Source organism: Streptomyces tardus (assembly GCF_018101125.2).
GTDB classification, from domain to species: domain Bacteria; phylum Actinomycetota; class Actinomycetes; order Streptomycetales; family Streptomycetaceae; genus Streptomyces; species Streptomyces tardus.
Genome location: NZ_JAELVF020000005.1, coordinates 31409 through 54113, shown reverse-complemented (window position 1 = coordinate 54113; position 22705 = coordinate 31409). Strand labels below are relative to the sequence as shown.

Genomic DNA, 22705 nt, shown 5'->3' with positions numbered 1-22705 from the left:
CCAACATGACCACGCCCAGCGAAAAAGTTGTCGAAGCTCTTCGGGCCTCGCTCAAGGAGACCGAGCGCCTGCGGCGGCAGAACCGCGAACTCTCCGCCGCGGCCTCGGAGCCCATCGCCGTCGTCGCGATGAGCTGCCGCTACCCCGGGGGCGTCAACTCTCCCGAGGACCTGTGGAACCTCGTCGAGACCGGCACCGACGCCGTCTCCGGCTTCCCCACCGACCGCGGCTGGGACCTGGACGCGCTGCGCGAGGCGGGCGTCGACGCCCGCGGCCACGCGGTCAGCCAGCAGGGCGGATTCCTCGACGGGGTCGCCGACTTCGACGCCGCCTTCTTCGGAGTGTCGCCCCGCGAGGCCGTCTCCATGGACCCGCAGCAGCGCCTCCTCCTGGAGACGTCCTGGGAGGCCGTCGAACGTGCGGGCATCGACCCGCGCGCTCTGCGCGGCAGCCGCACCGGCGTCTTCGTCGGCACCAACGGCCAGGACTACGCGTACCTGATGATCAGGTCCCTGTCCGACGCCACCGGCGACATCGGCACCGGCATCGCCGCCAGCGCCACCTCCGGGCGCCTCTCCTACACCATGGGCCTCGAAGGCCCCGCCGTCACCGTCGACACCGCCTGCTCCTCCTCGCTCGTCGCTCTGCACGCCGCCACCCACGCCCTGCGCGCGGGGGAGTGCACCCTCGCCCTCGCGGGCGGCGTCAACGTGATGTCCGCGCCCGGCTCGCTCATGGAGTTCTCCCGCCAGGGCGGTCTCGCGGGCGACGGCCGCTGCAAGGCGTTCGCCGACGAGGCCGACGGCACCGGCTGGTCCGAGGGCGTCGGCGTGCTCCTCCTGGAGCGCCTCTCCGACGCACGCCGCAACGGCCACCCCGTCCTCGCCGTGGTCCGCGGCTCCGCCGTCAACCAGGACGGCGCCTCCAACGGCTTCACCGCGCCCAACGGGCCCGCCCAGCAGCGCGTCATCCGGCAGGCGCTCGGCGCCGCCGGACTCACCACCGCCGACATCGACGCCGTCGAGGCGCACGGCACCGGCACACCCCTCGGCGACCCGATCGAGGCGCAGGCGCTGCTGGCCACCTACGGCCAGGACCGGCCGGGCGACCAGCCGCTGCTGCTCGGCTCCATCAAGTCGAACATCGGGCACGCCCAGGCCGCCGCGGGCGTCGCGGGCGTCATCAAGATGGTCATGGCGATGCGCCACGGCGTCATGCCCAGGACCCTGCACGCCGACACGCCCTCCCGGCACGTCGACTGGACCGCCGGCGCCGTACGTGTGCTCACCGACGCCCAGGACTGGCCCGAGACCGGCCGCCCGCGTCGGGCCGGTGTCTCCTCCTTCGGCATCAGCGGCACCAACGCCCACGTCCTGCTCGAACAGGTCGAGCCCGTCGAGGCACCCGCGGCTCCCGAGAGCCCCGCGGGGCCCGTGACCGTGGCCCCCGTCGTCCCGTGGCCGGTCTCCGCCCGTACCGAGGCCGCCCTCGCCGCGCAGCTGACCCGCCTCGACTCCACCTCCGGCACCCCCCTCGACATCGGCCACTCCCTGGCCACCGGACGCTCCCTCTTCGAGCACCGCGCCGTCCTGCTGGCCGGGCTCGACGGCATCCCCGCCGAGGCGGCCCGCGGCCGGGCCGGCCAACGCTCCCTCGCCGTCCTGTTCTCCGGCCAGGGCTCCCAGCGCCCCGGCATGGGCCGCGAACTGTACGCCCGCTTCCCGGTCTTCGCCGCCGCACTCGACGAGGTCCTCGCCCTCCTCGACCCGCATCTCGACCGCCCGCTGCGCGACCTCATGTTCGCCGACCGGCGCACCCCCGAGGCCGCCCTCCTCGACTCCACCGGGTACACCCAGCCCGCCCTGTTCGCCGTCGAGGTCGCCCTCCACCGGCTCCTCGAATCGCTCGGCGTCACACCGGAGTTCGTGGCCGGCCACTCCATCGGCGAGATCGTCGCCGCGCACGTCGCCGGGGTCCTCTCCCTCGCCGACGCCTGCACCCTCGTCGCCGCCCGCGCCCGTCTGATGCAGGAACTGCCGTCCGGCGGCGCCATGGTGGCCGTCCAGGCGACCGAGGCCGAGGCCGCGCCGCGCCTGACCGAGGGCGTCTCGCTGGCCGCCGTCAACGGGCCCGACTCCGTCGTCCTCGCCGGTGCGGAGAGCGAAGTCCTCGCCCTGGCCGCCGAGTTCGCCACCGAGGGCCGCAACACGCAGCGCCTCTCCGTCAGCCACGCCTTCCACTCGCCGCTGATGGAGCCGATGCTCGCGGAGTTCCGCCGCGTCGCCGAGAGCCTCACGTACCACGAGCCGCTCCTGCCGATCGTCTCCAACGTCACCGGCGCCCTCGCCGACGAACGCCTCCTCGCGAGCCCCGACTACTGGGTCGAGCACGTCCGCGCCACGGTCCGCTTCGCCGACGGCGTCCGCGCCCTCGCCGACGCCGGTGCCAACGCGTTCGTCGAACTCGGCCCAGACGGCGTCCTCACCGCGCTCGCCCAGCAGTCCCTGGAGAGCGCCGACACCGTCGTGGTGCCGGTGCTGCGCAAGGACCGGGCCGAGGAACGCGCCCTGCTCACCGGCCTCGCCCGGCTGCACGTCGCCGGTGTCGCCGTCGACTGGGCGACCTGCTTCGAGGGCACCGGCGCCCGTCGCACCGATCTGCCCACCTACAGCTGGCAGCACGAGCGGTACTGGCCCGTCCTGATGGCCGCCGCCGGAGACGTCAGCGCCGCCGGCCTGGCCTCCGCCGAGCACCCGCTGCTCGGCGCCGCCGTCTCCCTCGCCGGAACCGACGGCGTCCTGTTCACCGGACGCCTCTCCGCGCAGACCCACCCCTGGCTGATGGACCACACGGTCGGTGGGATGGCTGCCTTCCCCGCCACCGGCTTCCTCGAACTCGCCGTCCGCGCAGGCGACCAGGTCGGCTGCGACCGGATCGAGGAACTCACCCTCGCCAAGCCCCTCATCCTCACCGACACCTCCGCCGCCCTCGTCCAGGTCTGGGTCGGCGCCCCCGACGAGTCCGGCGCCCGCCCCGTCTCCGTCTACTCGCAGACCGTCGACGACCCCGAGCAGCGCTGGACCGAGCACGCCACCGGCCTCCTCACCACCGGCGAGCGCACAGCCGGGCTCGACGCCTCCGTCTGGCCGCCGCGCGGCGCGGTCGCCGCCGACCTGGACGGCTTCTACGAGCGCACCGAGTACGGTCCCGTCTTCCAGGGGCTGCGCGCCGTCTGGGCACGGGGCGACGAGGCCTTCGTGGAGGTCGCTCTGCCCTCCCAGGTCGACGACGCCGAGTACTACGGCATGCACCCGGCGCTGCTCGACGCCGCCGTCCACGCCCTCACCGCCCGCACCCTCGACCTGGTCCGGGAGTGGCTCGAGCTCGACCCGGCCGGCACCGGTCGGCTGGTGTTCGTCACCCGGGGCGCCGTCGCCGCCGGGACCGACACCACCGCGCGGGACCTCCCGGCCGCCGCCGCCCACGGCCTCGTCCGCAGCGCCGAGGCCGAGAACCCCGGCCGCTTCGCCCTTCTCGACCTGGACGGCGACGCCCGCGCCGTGGACGTACTGCCGCAGCTGCCCGCCCTGTTGGCAGGCGGAGACACCCAGTTCGCGGTCCGCGAGGACACCCTCCTGGTCGCCCGCCTGGCCCGGCTGACCACCGGCGCCGGACTGCTCCCGGTGCCCGGACTCCCGTGGCGTCTGGACAGCACCGCCCCCGGCAGCATCGACGCGCTCGCTCTGGTGCCCGCCCCCGAGGTGTGGGAGGAGCCGGCGGGTCGTGAGGTCCGTGTTGAGGTGCGTGCCGCGGGGTTGAACTTCCGTGATGTGCTGAACGCGCTCGGCATGTACCCGGGCGAGGCCGGTCTGTTGGGCGCGGAGGCGACGGGTGTCGTGACCGCGGTCGGTCCGGACGTCGCCGGCCTCGCCGCCGGTGACCGTGTGATGGGTATGGTGCCGGGCGGTCTCGCGTCGGAGACCCTCATCGACGAGCGTTTCCTTGCTCGTGTGCCCGAGTCGTGGACGGATGAGGAGGCGGCCTCCGTGCCGCTGGTGTTCCTCACCGCCCTGTACGCCTTCCGCGATCTGGCCGGTCTGTCGGCGGGGGAGAAGGTGCTGATCCACGCCGGTGCGGGTGGTGTCGGCATGGCCGCGATCCAGCTTGCCCGTCATCTGGGTGCTGAGGTGTATGCGACGGCGAGCGAGTCCAAGTGGGACACGTTGCGGGCCCTGGGTCTCGACGAAGAGCACATTGCTTCGTCGCGCGACGTGTCCTTCGCGGAGAAGTTCCCGGCGATGGATGTCGTGCTGAACGCGCTTGCGGGCGAGTTTGTGGATGCGTCGTTGCGGATCACCGCCCCCGGCGGCCGGTTCCTGGAGATGGGCAAGACCGACGTCCGTGATCCGGGGTCGGTGGGTGATGTCCGTTACCGGGCCTTCGATTTGGGTGAGGCTGGGCCCGATCGGACGGGTGAGTTGCTGTCCGAGCTGCTTGGGTTGTTCGCGGCGGGGGCACTGTCGCCGTTGCCGGTGAAGACGTGGGACGTTCGTCGGGCCCGTGAGGCGTTCCGCTTCATGAGTCAGGCCAAGCACATCGGCAAGATCGTCCTGACCATGCCGGCGCGTTGGAATCCCGAGGGCACGGTGTTGATCACCGGTGGTACGGGTGGTCTTGGGCGTGAGTTGGCTCGTCATTTGGTTCGGGAGCGGGGTGTTCGTCGTCTGCTTCTGGTCTCTCGCAGCGGTCCGTCCGCTGAGGGCATCGACGCGTTCCGTGACGAACTTGCGGAGTCCGGCGTTCATGTGGATGTTCGTGCCTGTGATGTGACGAGTCGTTCGGACCTGGCGGGGCTGCTTGGTTCGGTCTCTGTTGAGCATCCGTTGACGGCTGTGGTGCACACGGCGGGTGTTCTGGACGATGGTGTGGTGACGGCGCTGACGCCTGAGCGGTTGGCGACGGTGTTGCGTCCGAAGGTGGATGCGGCGTGGCATCTGCACGAGCTGACGCGGGATCTGGATCTCGCCGCGTTCGTGATGTTCTCGTCCGTCTCCGGTGTGATGGGGAGTGCGGGTCAGGCGAGTTACGCGGCGGCCAACGTCGTTCTTGACACGCTTGCTCAGCGTCGTGCCGATGAGGGTCTGCCGGGTCTGTCGCTGGCCTGGGGTGCCTGGGAGCAGACCGCCGGCATGACCGGCGCCCTCTCCGACGCCGACATGCAGCGCATCGCCGCCTCCGGCGCCGCCCCCCTGCCCGTCGAACGGGGCCTCGCCCTCTTCGACACCGCCACCGGCTCCGACGAACCCCTCATCGTCGCCATCGGCGCCAGTTCTGGCGACAGCCGTGTCCTCGGCTTCGTCCCGCCGCTGCTGCGCAATCTGGTGCGCGGCACCCGCCGTGCCGCCGCGACTGCCGTCGGCGGCGCGAGCACCGCAGCCGACCTCGCCCGCCGCCTCTTCGAACTCCCCGCCGACGAACGGGTCGCGCACGCCGTCGAGTTGGTGCGCGCCGAGGCCGCCGCCGTACTCGGCCACCTCTCGGCCAAGTCCGTCGAGCCCGGCCGCGAGTTCCGCGAGCTCGGCTTCGACTCGCTGACCGCCGTCGAACTGCGCAACCGGCTCACCACCGTCACCGGGTTGCGCCTCACCGCCACTCTGGTCTTCGACTACCCCACCCCGCACGGCCTCGCCGAGCACCTGGTGGCCGAACTCCTCGACGAGCACGGCGAGTCGGGCGCTCCGCTGGTGGCGGCCGACGTCGCCGACGACCCGGTCGTCATCGTCGGAATGGCCTGCCGGATGCCCGGCGGCGTCGACACCCCCGACGCGCTGTGGCGGATGCTCGCCGACGGCGAGGACCGCATCACCGGCTTCCCGACCGACCGCGGCTGGGACCTCGAACGGCTCCTGCACGGCGACCGCGAAGGACGCGGACGCAGCGTCACCCGCGAGGGCGGATTCCTCTACGACGTCGCCGACTTCGACCCCGCCTTCTTCGGGATCTCGCCCCGCGAGGCCCTGGTCATCGACCCGCAGCAGCGGATCGTTCTCCAGGCCGCCTGGGAGGCCCTGGAGCGGTCCGGGATCGACCCGGCGGAGCTGCGCGGCGGCGACACCGGCGTCTTCGTCGGCGGCGGCAGCGGCGACTACCGCCCCGCCATCGGCCAGTCGGGACACGTCGAGACCGCCCAGTCGGCGAGCCTCCTCTCCGGCCGCCTCTCCTACACGCTCGGCCTCGAAGGCCCCTCGGTCAGCGTCGACACCGCCTGTTCCTCCTCCCTGACCGCCCTGCACCTCGCCGCCCAGGCGATCCGCGCGGGGGAGTGCTCCCTTGCCCTCGCGGGCGGCGTCACCGTGATGTCGACCCCGGTCGGCTTCGTCGAGTTCGGCGAGATGGGCGCGCTCTCCCCGGACGGCCGCTGCAAGCCGTTCTCCGACGACGCCGACGGCACCGCCTGGGCCGAGGGCGTGGGCATGCTGGTCGTGGAACGACTCTCCGACGCCCGCCGCAACGGCCACGAGGTCCTCGCGGTCGTCCGCGGCTCGGCCGTCAACCAGGACGGTGCGTCCAACGGGCTCACCGCGCCGAACGGCCCGTCGCAGCAGCGGGTGATCCGGCAGGCGCTGGCCGGTGCCGGGCTGACCGGGGCCGACGTCGACGCCGTCGAGGCGCACGGCACGGGCACCACCTTGGGCGACCCGATCGAGGCGCAGGCGCTGTTGGCCACCTACGGCAGGGACCGGAACGAGCAGCAGCCGCTGCTGCTGGGCTCCATCAAGTCCAACATCGGCCACACCCAGGCCGCCGCCGGTGTCGCGGGCGTCATCAAGATGGTCCTCGCCATGCGCCACGGCACGCTGCCCAAGTCCTTGCACATCGACCGCCCCTCCACGCACGTCGACTGGGAGGCCGGCGCGGTCCGGCTGCTCGCCGAGCACGCCGAGTGGCCCGAGACCGGACGCCCCTGGCGGGCCGGCGTCTCCTCCTTCGGCCTCAGCGGCACCAACGCCCACGTGATCCTGGAGCGGCCGGAACCCGACACCGCCGAGCCGCAGGCCGCCGCGGAGCCGGGCGTCACCCCGGCCGTCGTGCCCTGGACGGTCTCCGCCCGCACCGAGGAGGCCCTGCCGGGTCAACTGGACCGCCTCACCGCGCTCGACGCCGACCCGCTCGACCTCGGGTACTCGCTGGCCACCGGTCGTTCCTCCTTCGAGCACCGTGCGGTGCTGCTGGCGGGTGTTGACGGTGGTCCGGTGGAGGTGGCGCGGGGTCGTGCCGTGGAGCGGTCGCTTGCGGTGTTGTTCTCGGGTCAGGGTTCGCAGCGGGCCGGGATGGGGCGTGAACTGTACGGTCGTTTCCCGGTGTTCGCGGAGGCGTTGGACGCGGCGTTGGCGCGTCTGGATGTTCCGGAGCTGCGGGAGGTGCTGTTCGCGGAGGACGACGAGCGGCTCGACGCCACGGGCTACACGCAGCCTGCGCTCTTTGCCGTCGAGGTCGCCCTCTACCGGCTCCTCGAATCGCTCGGCGTCACACCGGAGTTCGTGGCCGGTCACTCCATCGGTGAGATCGCTGCCGCGCACGTCGCCGGGGTGTTCTCGCTGGACGATGCGTGTGCGTTGGTTTCCGCGCGTGCCCGTTTGATGCAGGAACTGCCGTCCGGCGGTGCGATGGTGGCCGTGCAGGCGACGGAGACCGAGGTCGCCGATCGTCTGACCGAAGCTGTTTCGCCGGCCGCCGTGAACGGGCCCGGTTCGGTGGTCCTCGCGGGGCCGGAGGCCGAAGTCCTCGCCTTGGGCGCGGAGTTCGCGGCCGAGGGGCGCAAGACGCAGCGTCTTTCGGTCAGTCATGCCTTCCACTCGGCGCTCATGGACCCGATGCTCGACGCGTTCCGCGTGGTCGCCGAGGGGCTCACCTACGCCGAGCCGAGGATCCCGGTGGTCTCCAACGTCACCGGCGCCCTCGCGGAGCCGGGTCAACTGAGCAGCGCCGCCTACTGGGTGGAGCATGTGCGCGGTACGGTCCGGTTCGGCGACGGCGTCCGTGCGCTCGCCGACGCGGGTGCCGATACCTTCCTGGAGGTCGGGCCGGGCGGAGTTCTCACCGCCCTCACCCAGCAGACCCTCGACGAGGGTCTGTCCGTGCCGCTGCTGCGCAAGGACCGGGCGGAGGAGCCCGCACTGCTCACCGCGCTGGCCCAGCTCCACACCTCCGGCGTCGACGTCGACTGGGCGCGCTGCTTCGACGGCGTCGGCGCCCGCCGCGTCGAACTGCCCACCTACGCCTTCCACCACGAGCGGTACTGGCCGCGTCCGGCCACCCACACCGGTGACGTCACCGGTGCCGGGCTCCGCCCGGCCGAGCACCCGCTGCTCGGCGCCGCCACCGCGCTCGCCGCCTCCGAGGGCGTCCTGTTCACCGGACGCCTCTCCCTCACCACCCACCCGTGGCTCGCCGACCACACCGTCGGCGGCGGCCTGGTCCTCTTCCCCGCCACCGGCTTCCTCGAACTGGCCGTCCGCGCCGCCGACGAGGTCGGTTGCGACCGGGTGGAGGAGTTCACCCTCGCCACTCCGCTGCTCCTGCCCGAGGACGCCGCCGTGGTCGTCCAGGTGTGGGCGGGCGCCCCCGACGAGAGCGGCGCCCGCACGGTCAGCCTCTACTCCCGGTCCGCCGACGCGTCCGACGCCCCCTGGACCGAGCACGCGGCGGGCGTCCTGACCACCGGTGCCGTCACCGCCGTCCTCGACGCGTCGGTCTGGCCGCCGAAGGGCGCGGTCGCCGTCGACCTGGAGGGCTTCTACGACCGCACCGAGTACGGGCCCGTCTTCCGCACCATCCGCGCCGTCTGGAAGCGCGGCGACGAGGCGTTCGTGGAGGCGGCCCTGCCGTCCCAGGCCGACGACGCCGGCTACTACGGGATGCACCCGGCGCTGCTCGACGCCGCCGTCCAGTCCGTCGGCTTCGCCGGACTCGACGACGAGCACAAGCTGCTGCCGTTCCTGTGGGCCGGGGTGTCGCTGCACGCGAGCGGCGCCTCCGTGGTCCGCTTCCGTGTCGCCCGCACCGGCGAGGACTCGGTGTCCATCGCTGCCGTCGATGTCGAGGGTGCCCCCGTCCTGTCGGCGGAGTCGCTGGTCCTGCGGGTGCCCGCCGGGATCGCGGCGCCCGCGGCCCGTCGCCCCGAACTGGACTCGCTGCTGCGCCTCGACTGGACGGCCGCATCGGAGACCCCGGGGGACCCGACCACCGAGACCGCCCGGTACGCCTCGGTCACCGCCCCCGTCGGCACCGACCCCGCCACCGCGTTCGCCGAGCTCACCGGCGACGAGCACCTGGTCTGCGTGCCGGTTTCCGGCGACCTCCGGGACATCGACGTGCCCGCCGCCACCCAGAACCTCGCCGCGCACGCCCTCGGCCTGGTCCAGGAGTGGCTCGCCGGGGAGCGGTTCGCCGACTCACGCCTGGTGTTCGTCACCCGGCGTGCCGTACGGGCCGGCGCGGACGACCGGATCGGCGACCTGGCCGCCTCCGTGGTCTGGGGCCTGGTCCGCGCTGCCACGTCCGAGAACCCCACCCGTTTCGCCCTTCTCGACCTCGACGGCGACGCCGGCGTCGAGGACGTACTGCCGCAGCTCCCCGCCCTGTTGGCGGGTGGCGACAGCCAGTTCGTCGTCCGTGACGGGGCGCTCCTCGTCGGACGGCTCGACCGCGCGGTGACCGCGCCGACCCTGCTTCCGCCCGTCGACGGGCCGTGGCGTCTGGCCAGCGCGGCTCCCGGCAGCATCGACGCGCTCGCTCTGGTGCCCGCCCCCGAGGTGTGGGAGGAGCCGGTGGGGCGTGAGGTCCGTGTTGAGGTGCGTGCGGCGGGGTTGAACTTCCGTGATGTGCTGAACGCGCTCGGCATGTACCCGGGCGAGGCCGGTCTGTTGGGCGCGGAGGCGACGGGTGTCGTGACCGCGGTCGGTCCGGACGTCGCCGGGCTGGCGGTCGGTGACCGTGTGATGGGTATGGTGCCGGGCGGTCTCGCGTTGGAGACCCTCATCGACGAGCGTTTCCTTGCTCGTGTGCCTGAGTCGTGGACGGATGAGGAGGCGGCCTCCGTGCCGTTGGTGTTCCTCACTGCCCTGTATGGCCTTCGTGATTTGGGTGGGTTGTCGGCGGGGGAGAAGGTGCTGATCCACGCCGGTGCGGGTGGTGTCGGCATGGCCGCGATCCAGCTTGCCCGTCATCTGGGTGCTGAGGTGTATGCGACGGCGAGCGAGTCCAAGTGGGACACGTTGCGGGCCCTGGGTCTCGACGAAGAGCACATTGCTTCGTCGCGCGACGTGTCCTTCGCGGAGAAGTTCCCGGCGATGGATGTCGTGCTGAACGCGCTTGCGGGCGAGTTTGTGGATGCGTCGTTGCGGATCACCGCCCCCGGCGGCCGGTTCCTGGAGATGGGCAAGACCGACGTCCGTGATCCGGGGTCGGTGGGTGATGTCCGTTACCGGGCCTTCGATTTGGGTGAGGCTGGGCCCGATCGGACGGGTGAGTTGCTGTCCGAGCTGCTTGGGTTGTTCGCGGCGGGGGCACTGTCGCCGTTGCCGGTGAAGACGTGGGACGTTCGTCGGGCCCGTGAGGCGTTCCGCTTCATGAGTCAGGCCAAGCACATCGGCAAGATCGTCCTGACCATGCCGGCGCGTTGGAATCCCGAGGGCACGGTGTTGATCACCGGTGGTACGGGTGGTCTTGGGCGTGAGTTGGCTCGTCATTTGGTTCGGGAGCGGGGTGTTCGTCGTCTGCTTCTGGTCTCTCGCAGCGGTCCGTCCGCTGAGGGCATCGACGCGTTCCGTGACGAACTTGCGGAGTCCGGCGTTCATGTGGATGTTCGTGCCTGTGATGTGACGAGTCGTTCGGACCTGGCGGGGCTGCTTGGTTCGGTCTCTGTTGAGCATCCGTTGACGGCTGTGGTGCACACGGCGGGTGTTCTGGACGATGGTGTGGTGACGGCGCTGACGCCTGAGCGGTTGGCGACGGTGTTGCGTCCGAAGGTGGATGCGGCGTGGCATCTGCACGAGCTGACGCGGGATCTGGATCTCGCCGCGTTCGTGATGTTCTCGTCCGTCTCCGGTGTGATGGGGAGTGCGGGTCAGGCGAGTTACGCGGCGGCCAACGTCGTTCTTGACACGCTTGCTCAGCGTCGTGCCGATGAGGGTCTGCCGGGTCTGTCGCTGGCCTGGGGTGCCTGGGAGCAGACCGCCGGCATGACCGGCTCCCTCTCCGAGGCCGGGATGAGGCGTATGACGGCCTCCGCCGCGCCGCCCCTCACCGTCGCGCAGGGCCTCGCCCTGTGGGACGCGGCCACCGTCTCCGTCGAGCCGTACCTGGTGCCGATCGGCGCCTCCGGTGACAGCAGGATGCCGGGCGAGGTCCCGCCGCTGCTGCGCAATCTGGTGCGCGGCACCCGTCGCGCCGCCGCGACCGCCGTCGGCGGCGCGAGCACCGCAGCCGCCGTCACCCGTCAACTCCTCGACCTGCGCGAGGAGGAGCGGCTGCGCTTCGCCGTCAACCTGGTCCGCGGCGAGGCCGCCCCGGTCCTCGGCCACACCTCGACCAAGGCCATTGACGCCGACCGCGACTTCCACGACCTCGGGTTCGACTCGCTCACCGCCGTCGAACTGCGCAACCGGCTGACCGCCGCCACCGGACTGCGGCTGCCCGCCACCCTCGTCTTCGACTACCCGACCCCCACGGTCCTCGCCGAACACCTGGTCTCCGCGCTCCTCGACGAGGAGCGCAAGGCCGGCGCGTCCGCCCCGGCCGTCGTCGCCACCGCTGTCGCCGAGGACCCGGTCGTCATCGTCGGCATGGCCTGCCGGATGCCCGGCGGCGTGAGCTCCCCCGAGGAGCTGTGGCAGCTCGTCCTCAACGGCGACGAGGGCATCTCCGCCTTCCCGACCGACCGCGGCTGGGACCTCGACACTCTCCAGCGCGGCGGCGAGAGCGGCCACGGCCGCAGCGCCACCTCCGAGGGCGGATTCCTGCACGACGTCGCCGACTTCGACGCAGGGTTCTTCGGGATCTCGCCGCGCGAGGCGCTCGCCATGGACCCGCAGCAGCGCCTGCTCCTGGAGACGTCCTGGGAGGCGTTCGAGCGGGCCGGCATCGACCCCGCCACCGTGCGCGGCAGCCGGACCGGTGTCTTCGTCGGCACCAGCGGCCAGGACTACACCACCCTCGTCATGAACTCCCGCGAGGACGCCGAGGGGCACGCCCCCACCGGCCTCGCCACCAGCGTCATCTCCGGGCGCCTGTCCTACACGTTCGGTCTGGAGGGTCCGGCGGTCACCATCGACACCGCCTGCTCCTCCTCGCTGGTCGCCCTGCACTGGGCCGCGCACGCGCTGCGCTCGGGCGAGGCCGACCTGGCGCTCGCGGGCGGCGTCACCGTGATGTCCACCGCCATGGGGTACGCCGGTTTCACCCGGCAGGGCGGTCTCGCGGGCGACGGCCGCTGCAAGGCGTTCGCCGACGCTGCCGACGGCACCGGCTGGTCCGAGGGCGTCGGCATGCTGGTCGTCGAGCGGCTCTCCGACGCGCAGCGCAAGGGGCATCCGGTGCTCGCGGTGCTGCGCGGCTCGGCCGTCAACCAGGACGGTGCGTCCAACGGGCTCACCGCGCCGAACGGCCCGTCGCAGCAGCGGGTGATCCGGCAGGCGCTGGCCGGTGCCGGACTCTCCTCCGCCGACGTCGACGCCGTCGAGGCGCACGGCACGGGTACGACGCTGGGTGACCCGATCGAGGCGCAGGCGCTGTTGGCCACCTACGGCCAGGACCGTCCCGAGGACCGTCCGTTGCTGCTGGGCTCCATCAAGTCCAACATCGGCCACGCGCAGGCCGCCGCCGGTGTCGCGGGGGTCATCAAGACCGTCATGGCGATCCGGCACGGCTTCCTGCCCACGTCCCTGCACATCGACCGGCCCTCGACCCACGTCGACTGGACCGAGGGCGAGGTGCGCCTGCTGACCGAGACCACCGAGTGGCCCGAGACCGGGCGCCCGCGCCGTGCCGCCGTGTCCTCCTTCGGCATCAGCGGCACCAACGCGCACACCATCATCGAGCAGGCCCCGCCGACCGAGGAGCCCACGCCTGCCGCTGAGCCGGTCCCGGCTCCGGTTGCCGCCGCCTGGCCTGTCTCGGCGAAGTCCCCCGAGGCCCTGGACGCCCAGCTCGCCCGGATCGGATCCGTCACGAAGGTCGCCCCGCTGGACGTCGGCCTCTCGTTGGCCACCGGCCGTTCCTCCTTCGAGTACCGCGCGGTGCTGCTGGCGGGTGCCCAGGGTGTTGAGGGTGCTCCGGTGGAGGTGGCGCGGGGTCGTGCCGTGGAGCGGTCCCTCGCGGTGCTGTTCTCGGGTCAGGGTTCGCAGCGGGCCGGGATGGGGCGTGAACTGTACGGTCGTTTCCCGGTGTTCGCGGAGGCGTTGGACGCGGCGTTGGCTCGTCTGGACGTGCCGGAGCTGCGGGAGGTGTTGTTCGCGGAGGACGACGAGCGGCTGCACTCGACCGGCTGTACGCAGCCTGCGCTGTTCGCCGTCGAGGTTGCCCTCTACCGGCTGCTCGAATCCCTGGGCGTCACACCGGAGTTCGTGGCCGGTCACTCGATCGGTGAGATCGCCGCCGCGCACGTCGCCGGGGTCTTCTCGCTCGATGACGCGTGTGCGCTGGTTTCGGCGCGTGCCCGTTTGATGCAGGAGCTGCCGTCCGGTGGCGCGATGGTGGCCGTTCAGGCGACCGAGGCCGAGGTCGCCGGTCGTCTGACCGAGGGTGTCTCGTTGGCCGCCGTCAACGGGCCCGACTCCGTCGTCATCGCCGGTGACGAGGCCGAAGTCCTCGCGCTGGCCGAGGAGTTCGCCGCCGAGGACCGCAAGACGCAGCGTCTTTCGGTCAGTCACGCCTTCCACTCGGCGCTGATGGACCCGATGCTCGACGCCTTCCGCGCCGTCGCCGAGGGGCTGACGTACGCCGAGCCGCACATCCCGGTCGTCTCCCACGTCACCGGCGCGCTCGCCGAGCCCGGCCAACTGAGCACCGCCGCCTACTGGGTGGAGCACGTGCGCGGCACCGTCCGGTTCGCCGACGGGGTTCGCGCCCTGACCGACACCGGCGTCAACGCCTTCCTGGAGGTCGGGCCCGGCGGAGTTCTCACCGCCCTCACCCAGCAGACCCTCGACACCCTCGACCCCGCCAGCCCCGCCGACACCGACGCCCCGGTCGCCGTGCCGCTGCTCCGCAAGGACCGTGCCGAGGAGACCGCGCTGCTCACCGCGCTCGCCGGGCTCCACGTCAACGGCGTCCGCGTCGACTGGGCCGCCGCCCTCGACGGCACCGGCGCCCGCCGCGTCGAGCTGCCCACGTACGCCTTCCAGCGCTCCCGCTACTGGCCCGACACCCGGCGCCACCCCACCGGCGGAGCCGACCTCCTCGACGGCGCGTTCTGGACTGCCGTCGAGGGCGAGGACCTCACCAGCCTCGCCGCCGACCTGGCCGTGGACACCGACGCCCTCGGCGCCGTCCTGCCGGCCCTCTCCACCTGGCGGCGCAGGCGGCGCGACCAGGCCATGGTCGACTCCAACCGGCACCACGAGACGTGGAAGCCGCTGTCACTGCCCGCCGCCGCGCCCGCCCCGACCGGCACCTGGCTCGCCGTGGTGCCCGCTGCGCACGCCGACGACCCGTGGACGTCCGCTGTCCTCGACGCCGTCGGCGCCGGCGGTGCCGACCTCGTCCGCCTCACCGTGGACACCGTCGAACGCGACGCCCTCGCCGCCCGGTTGCGCGGCCTCGCCGCCGACGGCACCGCCCTCACCGGCGTGGTCTCCCTGCTCGCCCTCGCCGACTCCACCCGGGCGCCCGACACCGCCGCGGCCCCCACCGCCGTACTGGTGCAGGCGCTGCGGGACGCCGAGGTCGGCGCCCCGCTGTGGGCCCTGACCCAAGGAGCCGTGACGGTCGCGGGAACCGAGGCCGTCACCGCGCCCGCGCAGGCCGCAGTCTGGGGCCTGGGCCGGGTCGCCGCGCTCGAACACCCCGCCGTGTGGGGCGGTCTCGTCGACCTCCCCGCCGAGCTGGACGAACGGGCCTCCCGCCGGTTCGCCGCCGTCCTCACCGGACACGACGGCGAGGACCAGATCGCCGTCCGCGCCTCCGCCGTCTTCGGCCGCAGGCTCGTCCCCGCGACGGAGACCGCGCCCGACGCGGGCTGGCAGCCGCGCGGCACCGTCCTCGTCACCGGCGGCACCGGCGGCCGGGGCGCCCACGTGGCGCGCTGGCTGGCCGGTGCGGGCGCCGAACGACTGGTGCTCCTCGGCCGCCGCGGCCCGGGTGCCCCCGGCGCCGACGCGCTGCGCGCCGAACTCACCGACCTGGGCGCCCACGTCACCCTGGCCGCCTGCGACGCCGCCGACCGTGACGCCCTGGCCGCAGTCCTCGCCGACATCCCGGACGCCACCCCGCTCACCGCGGTCGTGCACGCGGCCGGTGTCGTCGACGACGGCGTCCTGGACGACCTCACCCCCGACCGGTTCGCCGCCCTGCACCACGCCAGGACCGCGCCCGCCCTCCATCTGGACGAGCTGACCTGCGGCCTGGACCTGGACGCGTTCGTCCTCTGCTCGTCCGTCGCCGGGACCATCGGCACCGCGGGCCGCGCCAACCTCGCCGCCGCCACCGCAGTCCTCGACGCGCTCGCACGCCGGCGCCGCGCCGCCGGACTGCCCGCCACCGCCATCGGCTGGGGCGCCTGGATCGGCGACGACACCCCCGCGCCGCGCCCCCAGCAGACCGGCGCGGGACACCCCGCCGTCCACCCCGATCTGGCGCTCGCCGCGCTCCGCCAGGCCGTCACCGGGCCCGAGGCGGCCCCCGTCCTCTTCGACCCGCGCCAGCCGCAGGTCCTGGACGGGCTGATCGGGATGCGCGGCAACGCCCTGCTGCGCGACCTGCCGGAGGCCAGGCAGGCCCTGGCCGACGCCGAGAACACCCGCGACCGGACCAGGACCGCCGCCTCCGGCCTCGCCGAGCGGCTGCGCCCGCTGCCCGCCGACGAGCGGGCCGGGCTCCTCACGGACCTGGTGCGCACCCACGCGGCGGCCGTTCTCGGCCACCCCGGACCGGAGGCGGTCGCCCCCGACCGCAACTTCCGCGACCTCGGCTTCGACTCGCTCACCGCGATCGAACTGCCCAACAGGCTCGCCCTCGCCACCGGCCTGCGGATGCCCGCCACCACGGTCTACGACTACCCGACCGCCAAGGCGCTCGCCCAGCACCTCGTCACGGCGCTGCTCGGCGAACCCGACACCAGGGGCGCCGACCCGGCCGCCGCCGCGGCGCCGGCCGAGGACCCGGTCGTCATCGTCGGGATGGCCTGCCGGCTGCCCGGCGGGGTCCGCTCCCCGCAGGACCTGTGGGCGATGCTCAGCGAGGGCCGCGACGGCGTCGAGGTCTTCCCCGAGGACCGCGGCTGGGACCTCGCCACCCTGACCAGCGGCGGCGCCGACGGCCGTGGCCGCAGCGCCACCCTGCGCGGCGGATTCCTCTCGGGCGCCGCCGACTTCGACGCCTCGTTCTTCGGGATCTCGCCGCGCGAGGCGCTCGCCATGGACCCGCAGCAGCGCCTCCTCCTGGAGACCACATGGGAGGCGTTCGAACGCTCCGGCATCGACGCCGACGGGCTGCGCGGCAGCCGCACCGGTGTCTTCGTCGGCACCAACGGCCAGGACTACTCCACCCTCGTCATGAACTCCCGCGAGGACCTGGAGGGCCACGCCGGCACCGGCCTCGCCGCGAGCGTCGTCTCCGGGCGGCTCGCCTACACCTTCGGACTCGAAGGCCCGGCGGTCACCGTCGACACCGCCTGCTCGTCCTCGCTGGTCGCCCTGCACTGGGCGATGCAGGCGCTGCGCGCGGGCGAGTGCGACCTCGCCCTCGCGGGCGGCATCACGATGATGAGCACACCGTCCAGCTTCTCCGGCTTCACCCTCCAGAACGGCCTGTCCACCGACGGCCGCTGCAAGGCGTACGCCGACGCCGCCGACGGCACCGGCTGGTCCGAGGGCGTCGGCCTGATCGTCGTCGAACGCCTCTCCGACGCGCGCCGCAACGGCCACGAGGTCCTTGCCGTGGTCCGCGGCTCCGCCGTCAACCAGGACGGTGCCTCCAACGGGCTCACCGCGCCCAACGGCCCGTCGCAGCAGCGGGTGATCCGGCAGGCGCTGGCCGGTGCCGGACTCACCACCTCCGACATCGACGCCGTCGAGGGTCACGGCACCGGCACCCCGCTCGGCGACCCGATCGAGGCGCAGGCGCTGCTGGCGACCTACGGCCAGGACCGGCCCGAGGACCGGCCGTTGCTGCTGGGCTCCATCAAGTCCAACATCGGGCACACCCAGGCCGCCGCCGGTGCCGCCGGCATCATCAAGACGGTCATGGCGATGCGCAACGGCGTTCTGCCGCGCACTCTGCACGTCGACCGGCCCTCCACGCACGTCGACTGGGAGGCCGGCGCGATCCGGCTGCTCACCGAGGAGTCCGCGTGGCCCGAGACCGGACGCCCCTGGCGGGCCGGCATCTCCTCCTTCGGCATCAGCGGCACCAACGCCCACACCATCATCGAGCAGGCGCCCGAGGCGCCGGAGGAGCCCGCGACCCCCGCCGCCGACGCGGTCACCCCGACCGTCGTGCCGTGGCCGGTCTCCGCCAAGTCGGAACAGGCCCTGGACGCGCAGGCGTCGGCCGTCATCGCGCTCGACACCGCCGACCCGCTCGACCTCGGCTTCTCGCTCGCCACCGGACGGGCCCTGTTCGACCACCGTGCGGTGCTCCTGGCCGGACCCGACGGCGTGCCCGTCGAGGCCGCCCGGGGTCGTGCCGCCCACCGCTCCCTCGCGGTGCTGTTCTCGGGGCAGGGTTCGCAGCGGGCCGGGATGGGGCGTGAACTGTACGGTCGTTGCCCGGTGTTCGCGGATGCGTTGGACGCGGCGTTGGCGCGTCTGGATGTTCCGGAGCTGCGGGAGGTGCTGTTCGCGGAGGACGACGAGCGGCTGCACTCGACCGGCCACACGCAGCCCGCACTCTTCGCCGTCGAGGTGGCGCTGTTCCGTCTGGTCGAATCCCTGGGCGTCACGCCGGAGTTCGTGGCCGGTCACTCGATCGGTGAGATCGCCGCCGCGCACGTCGCCGGGGTGTTCTCGCTCGATGACGCGTGTGCGCTGGTTTCGGCGCGTGCCCGTTTGATGCAGGAGCTGCCGTCCGGTGGCGCGATGGTGGCCGTTCAGGCGACCGAGGCCGAGGCCGCCGGTCGTCTGACCGAGGGTGTCTCGTTGGCCGCCGTCAACGGGCCCGACTCCGTCGTCATCGCCGGTGACGAGGCCGAAGTCCTCGCGCTGGCCGAGGAGTTCGCCGCCGAGGACCGCAAGACGCAGCGTCTTTCGGTCAGTCACGCCTTCCACTCGGCGCTGATGGACCCGATGCTCGACGCCTTCCGCGCCGTCGCCGAGGGGCTCACCTACGCCGAGCCGAAGATTCCGGTGGTCTCCAACGTCTCCGGCGCCCTCGCCGAGCCCGGCCAACTGAGCACCGCCGCCTACTGGGTGGAGCATGTGCGCGGTACGGTCCGGTTCGCCGACGGCGTCCGCGCCCTGACCGGGGCCGGCGTCAACGCCTTCCTGGAGGCCGGACCCGGGGGAGTGCTCACCGCCCTCGCCCAGCAGACCCTGGACGAGGGGGGACACGAGGAGGCCGTCGCCTTCCCGACGCTGCGCAAGGACCGCGACGAGGAGACCGCGCTGCTCACCGCGCTCGCCGGCCTCCACGTCAACGGTGTCCGCGTCCGCTGGAGCGACTGGTTCGCAGGCACCGGTGCCCGCCGCACCGACCTGCCCACCTACGCCTTCCAGCGCGAGCGGTACTGGCCCCGCCCGGCCGCCCTCACCGGCGACATCAGCACGGCCGGACTGATCTCCGCCGAACACCCCCTGCTCGGCGCGTCCGTTCCGCTCGCCGGCTCCGAGGCCGCCCTCTTCACCAGCCAGATCTCCCTCAACGTCCACCCCTGGCTGCTCGACCACAAGGTCGGCGGCACGGTCATCATGCCCGGCACCGGCTACCTGGAGATGGCGGTCCGCGCCGCCGACCAGGTCGGCTGCGGCCGGGTGGAGGAACTGGTCCTCGCCGCCCCGATGGTCCTCGACGAGAAGGTCCCGACCTCCGTCCAGGTCGTCATCGGCGCCCCCGGCGACGACGAGTCCCGCACCATCACCTTCTACTCCCGGCCCTCCGACGTCGTCGAAGGCCCCTGGTCCCGGCACGCCGACGGCCTCCTCGCCGTCGAGGAGCGCACCGACACCTTCGAGGCGCCCGTCTGGCCGCCCGCCGACGCCGTCTCCGTCCAGTTCGACGGCGACTACAGCCGCACCGAGTACGGGCCCGCATTCCACGGCCTGCGCCAGGTGTGGATACGGGGCGAGGAGGCCTTCGTCGAGGTCGCCCTGCCCGAGGAAGTCGCCGGTGACGCCCAGTACTTCGGGATGCACCCGGCGCTCCTGGACGCCGTACAGCACGCCAACGGCTACCTCGGGGTCGGCAGCGCGGACAACCCGCTGCTGCCGTTCGCCTGGAACGGCGTCTCCCTGCACGCCCGGGGCGCCACCACGCTCCGGGTGCGCATCCTGCGGCTCGGCGACGAGTCGGTACGGGTGACCGCCGCCGACGCCGAGGGCGTCCCGGTGCTCTCCGCCGAGTCGCTGGTGCTGCGCGCGCCCACCGTGCCCAGCGCCCCGGTCGCCACCGGCGGCCAGGAGCCGGTGTTCCGCCTCGACTGGACGGCCGTCCCCGACGTCAAGCCCACCGAGGGCCTGACCGCCGCCACTCTCGGCGGCGACCTCCTCGGCGCCACTCTCACCGACCTCGCCGGCCCCGAGGGCGACACCTCCGACGTCCCCGACTTCGTCCTCGTCCCGCTCACCGGAGAGGGCGGCGACGACCTGTACGGGCCCGGCCGCGACGTGCCGGGCGCGGTCCACGCGCTGACCAACCACACCCTGGACCTGCTCCAGCGGTGGCTGGCGACCGACGGGCTCGACCACTCCCGGATGGTCTTCGTCACCCGCGGCGCGATCGCCGCCACAGACACCGAGACCGTCCACGACCTGGCAGCCGCCGCGGCCTGGGGCCTGGTGCGGTCCGCGCAGTCCGAGAACCCCGACCGGTTCGTCCTGCTCGACCTGGACACCACCGGAGCCCCGGACAGCCGGGACGCGCTGAGCGCCCTGCTGCCCGACCTGCCCGCTCTGCTCGCCGGCGGGGACGCCCAGTTCGCCGTCCGCGACGGCGCCCCGCTCGTCGGCCGCCTGGAACGGCTCACCACCGCGCCGGGCCTGCTCGCCCCGGCCCACGTGCCGTGGCGCCTGGACACCACGGGCAAGGGCAGCCTCGACAACCTGGTCCTCGCCCCCTGCCCCGAGGTCCTCGCGGCGCTCGGCGCCCACGAGGTACGGGTCGCCGTGGACGCCACCGGCGTCAACTTCCGCGACGTCCTCAACGCTCTCGGCATGTACCCCGGCGAGTCGGTCCCGATGGGCACCGAGGCCGCGGGCGTGGTCACCGGGATCGGCGAGGCCGTCAGCGGGCTCGCCGTCGGCGACCGGGTCCTCGGCACCGTCGGCGGCGGCTTCGGCCCCGTCGTCGTCGCCGACCAGCACTACCTGGCCCGCGTGCCCGACGGCTGGACCCAGCAGGAGGCGGCCTCCGTGCCGCTGGTGTTCCTCACCGCCCTGTACGCCTTCCGCGATCTGGCCGGTCTGTCGGCGGGGGAGAAGGTGCTGATCCACGCCGGTGCCGGTGGTGTCGGCATGGCCGCGATCCAGCTCGCCCGCCACCTGGGCGCCGAGGTGTACGCGACGGCGAGCGAGGGCAAGTGGGACGCGCTGCGGGCCCTGGGCCTCGACGACGAGCACATCGCCTCCTCGCGCGATCTGTCCTTCGCGGACAGGTTCCCGGCCATGGACGTCGTGTTGAACGCGCTCGCGGGCGACTTCGTGGACGCGTCGCTCCGGATCACCGCCCCCGGCGGCCGGTTCCTGGAGATGGGCAAGACCGACATCCGCGACCCGCGCTCCACAGGGGACGTCCGCTACCGGGCCTTCGACCTCGGCGAGGCCGGGCCCGAGCGCAACAGGGAACTCCTCGGGGAACTCCTCGAACTCTTCGCCGCGGGGGCGCTGTCGCCGCTGCCGGTGAAGGTGTGGGACGTGCGGCGAGCCCGTGAGGCGTTCCGCTTCATGAGCCAGGCCAAGCACATCGGCAAGATCGTCCTGACCGTGCCGCAGCGCTGGAACCCCGACGGCACCGTCCTCATCACCGGCGGCACCGGCGCGCTCGGCGGACACCTCGCCCGCCGTTTCGCCGCCGCCGGGATGCGCCACCTGCTGCTCACCAGCAGGCGCGGCGCCGACGCCCCCGGCGCCGCCGAACTCACCGCCGAGCTGCGGGAGCTGGGCGCCGAGGCCACCGTCGTCGCCTGCGACACCAGCGACCGCGACGCCACCGCCGTGCTGATCGGCTCGGTGCCGGCGGCGCACCCGCTCACCGCGATCGTGCACACCGCGGGCATCCTCGACGACGGCATCATCGCCTCGCTCTCCCCGGAGCGACTCGCCGACGTGATGCGGCCCAAGGTGGACGCCGCCTGGCATCTGCACGAGTTGACCCGGCACCTGGACCTCGCCGCGTTCCTGCCGTTCTCGTCCATCGCGGGCGTCATGGGCAGCCCCGGTCAGGGCAACTACGCAGCCGCCAACTCCTTCCTGGACGCCCTCACCCGCCACCGCCGCGAACTCGGCCTCGCCGGAACCTCGTTGGCCTGGGGCCCGTGGGCCCACGACGGCGGCATGACCAGCACCCTGTCCGACACCGACATGCGCCGCATGCAGTCCGGCGGCCTCCCGCCGCTCCCGGTCGAGCAGGGCCTCGAACTGTTCGACATCGCGCGGGGCTCCGACGAGACGTTCCTCGTCCTGGTCGGTCTCGCCGCGGGCGCCATGCGCGGCGCGGCCATCGAGGACCTGCCGCCGCTGTTCCGCTCCATGGTCCGCAGCGGCCGGCGCACCGCCGCCGCCACCGACGCGGCAGGGGCCTCCGCCGCGCTCGGTGCCAGGCTCGCCGAACTCGGCGCGGCCGACCGCGTCCGGCACCTCACCGACCTGGTCCGCGAACAGACCGCGCGGGTCCTCGGGCACGCCTCCCCGAAGTCCGTCGACATCACCCAGGAGTTCCGAGACCTCGGCCTGGACTCCCTGACCGCGCTGGAACTGCGCAACCACCTCTCCACCGCGACCGGACTGCGCCTGCCGGCGACCCTGGTCTTCGACTACCCGACCCCCACGTCGCTCGCCGAGCACTTCGTCTCCGAGCTGGTGGGCGAGGACACCCCGCAGGGGCCGTCGCTCCTCACCGAACTCGACCGGCTCGAAGCGCTGTTCGCGGCGGGCGACCCGGACGAGATCACCCGCGCGGGCCTCGCCCTGCGCCTCGGACAGATGCTGGACAAGGTACGCGGCGCCGCCCCGGAGCCGACCCACTCGTCCGTCGACGACGACTTCGAATCGGCCAGCGCCGACGACGTCTTCGCGTTCATCGACAACGAGCTGGGCCGGCTGGGCGACCGCTGAGA

The 22705-nt window shown here is 73.2% G+C and carries 1 protein-coding gene; it reads left to right on the top strand.

Going from position 1 to position 22705, the window contains the following annotated elements; genetic code table 11:
* Nucleotides 1–5 precede the first annotated feature (5 nt).
* Nucleotides 6–22703, top strand: coding sequence for a type I polyketide synthase (locus JGS22_RS25595; RefSeq protein ID WP_216815183.1), 22698 nt, complete (start codon nt 6–8; stop codon nt 22701–22703).
* Nucleotides 22704–22705: the final 2 nt, after the last annotated feature.

Coding starts and splice junctions, on each gene's coding strand:
- JGS22_RS25595 (WP_216815183.1), top strand. CDS start 6: ATGACCACGCCCAGCGAAAAAGTTGTCGAAGCTCTTCGGGCCTCGCTC.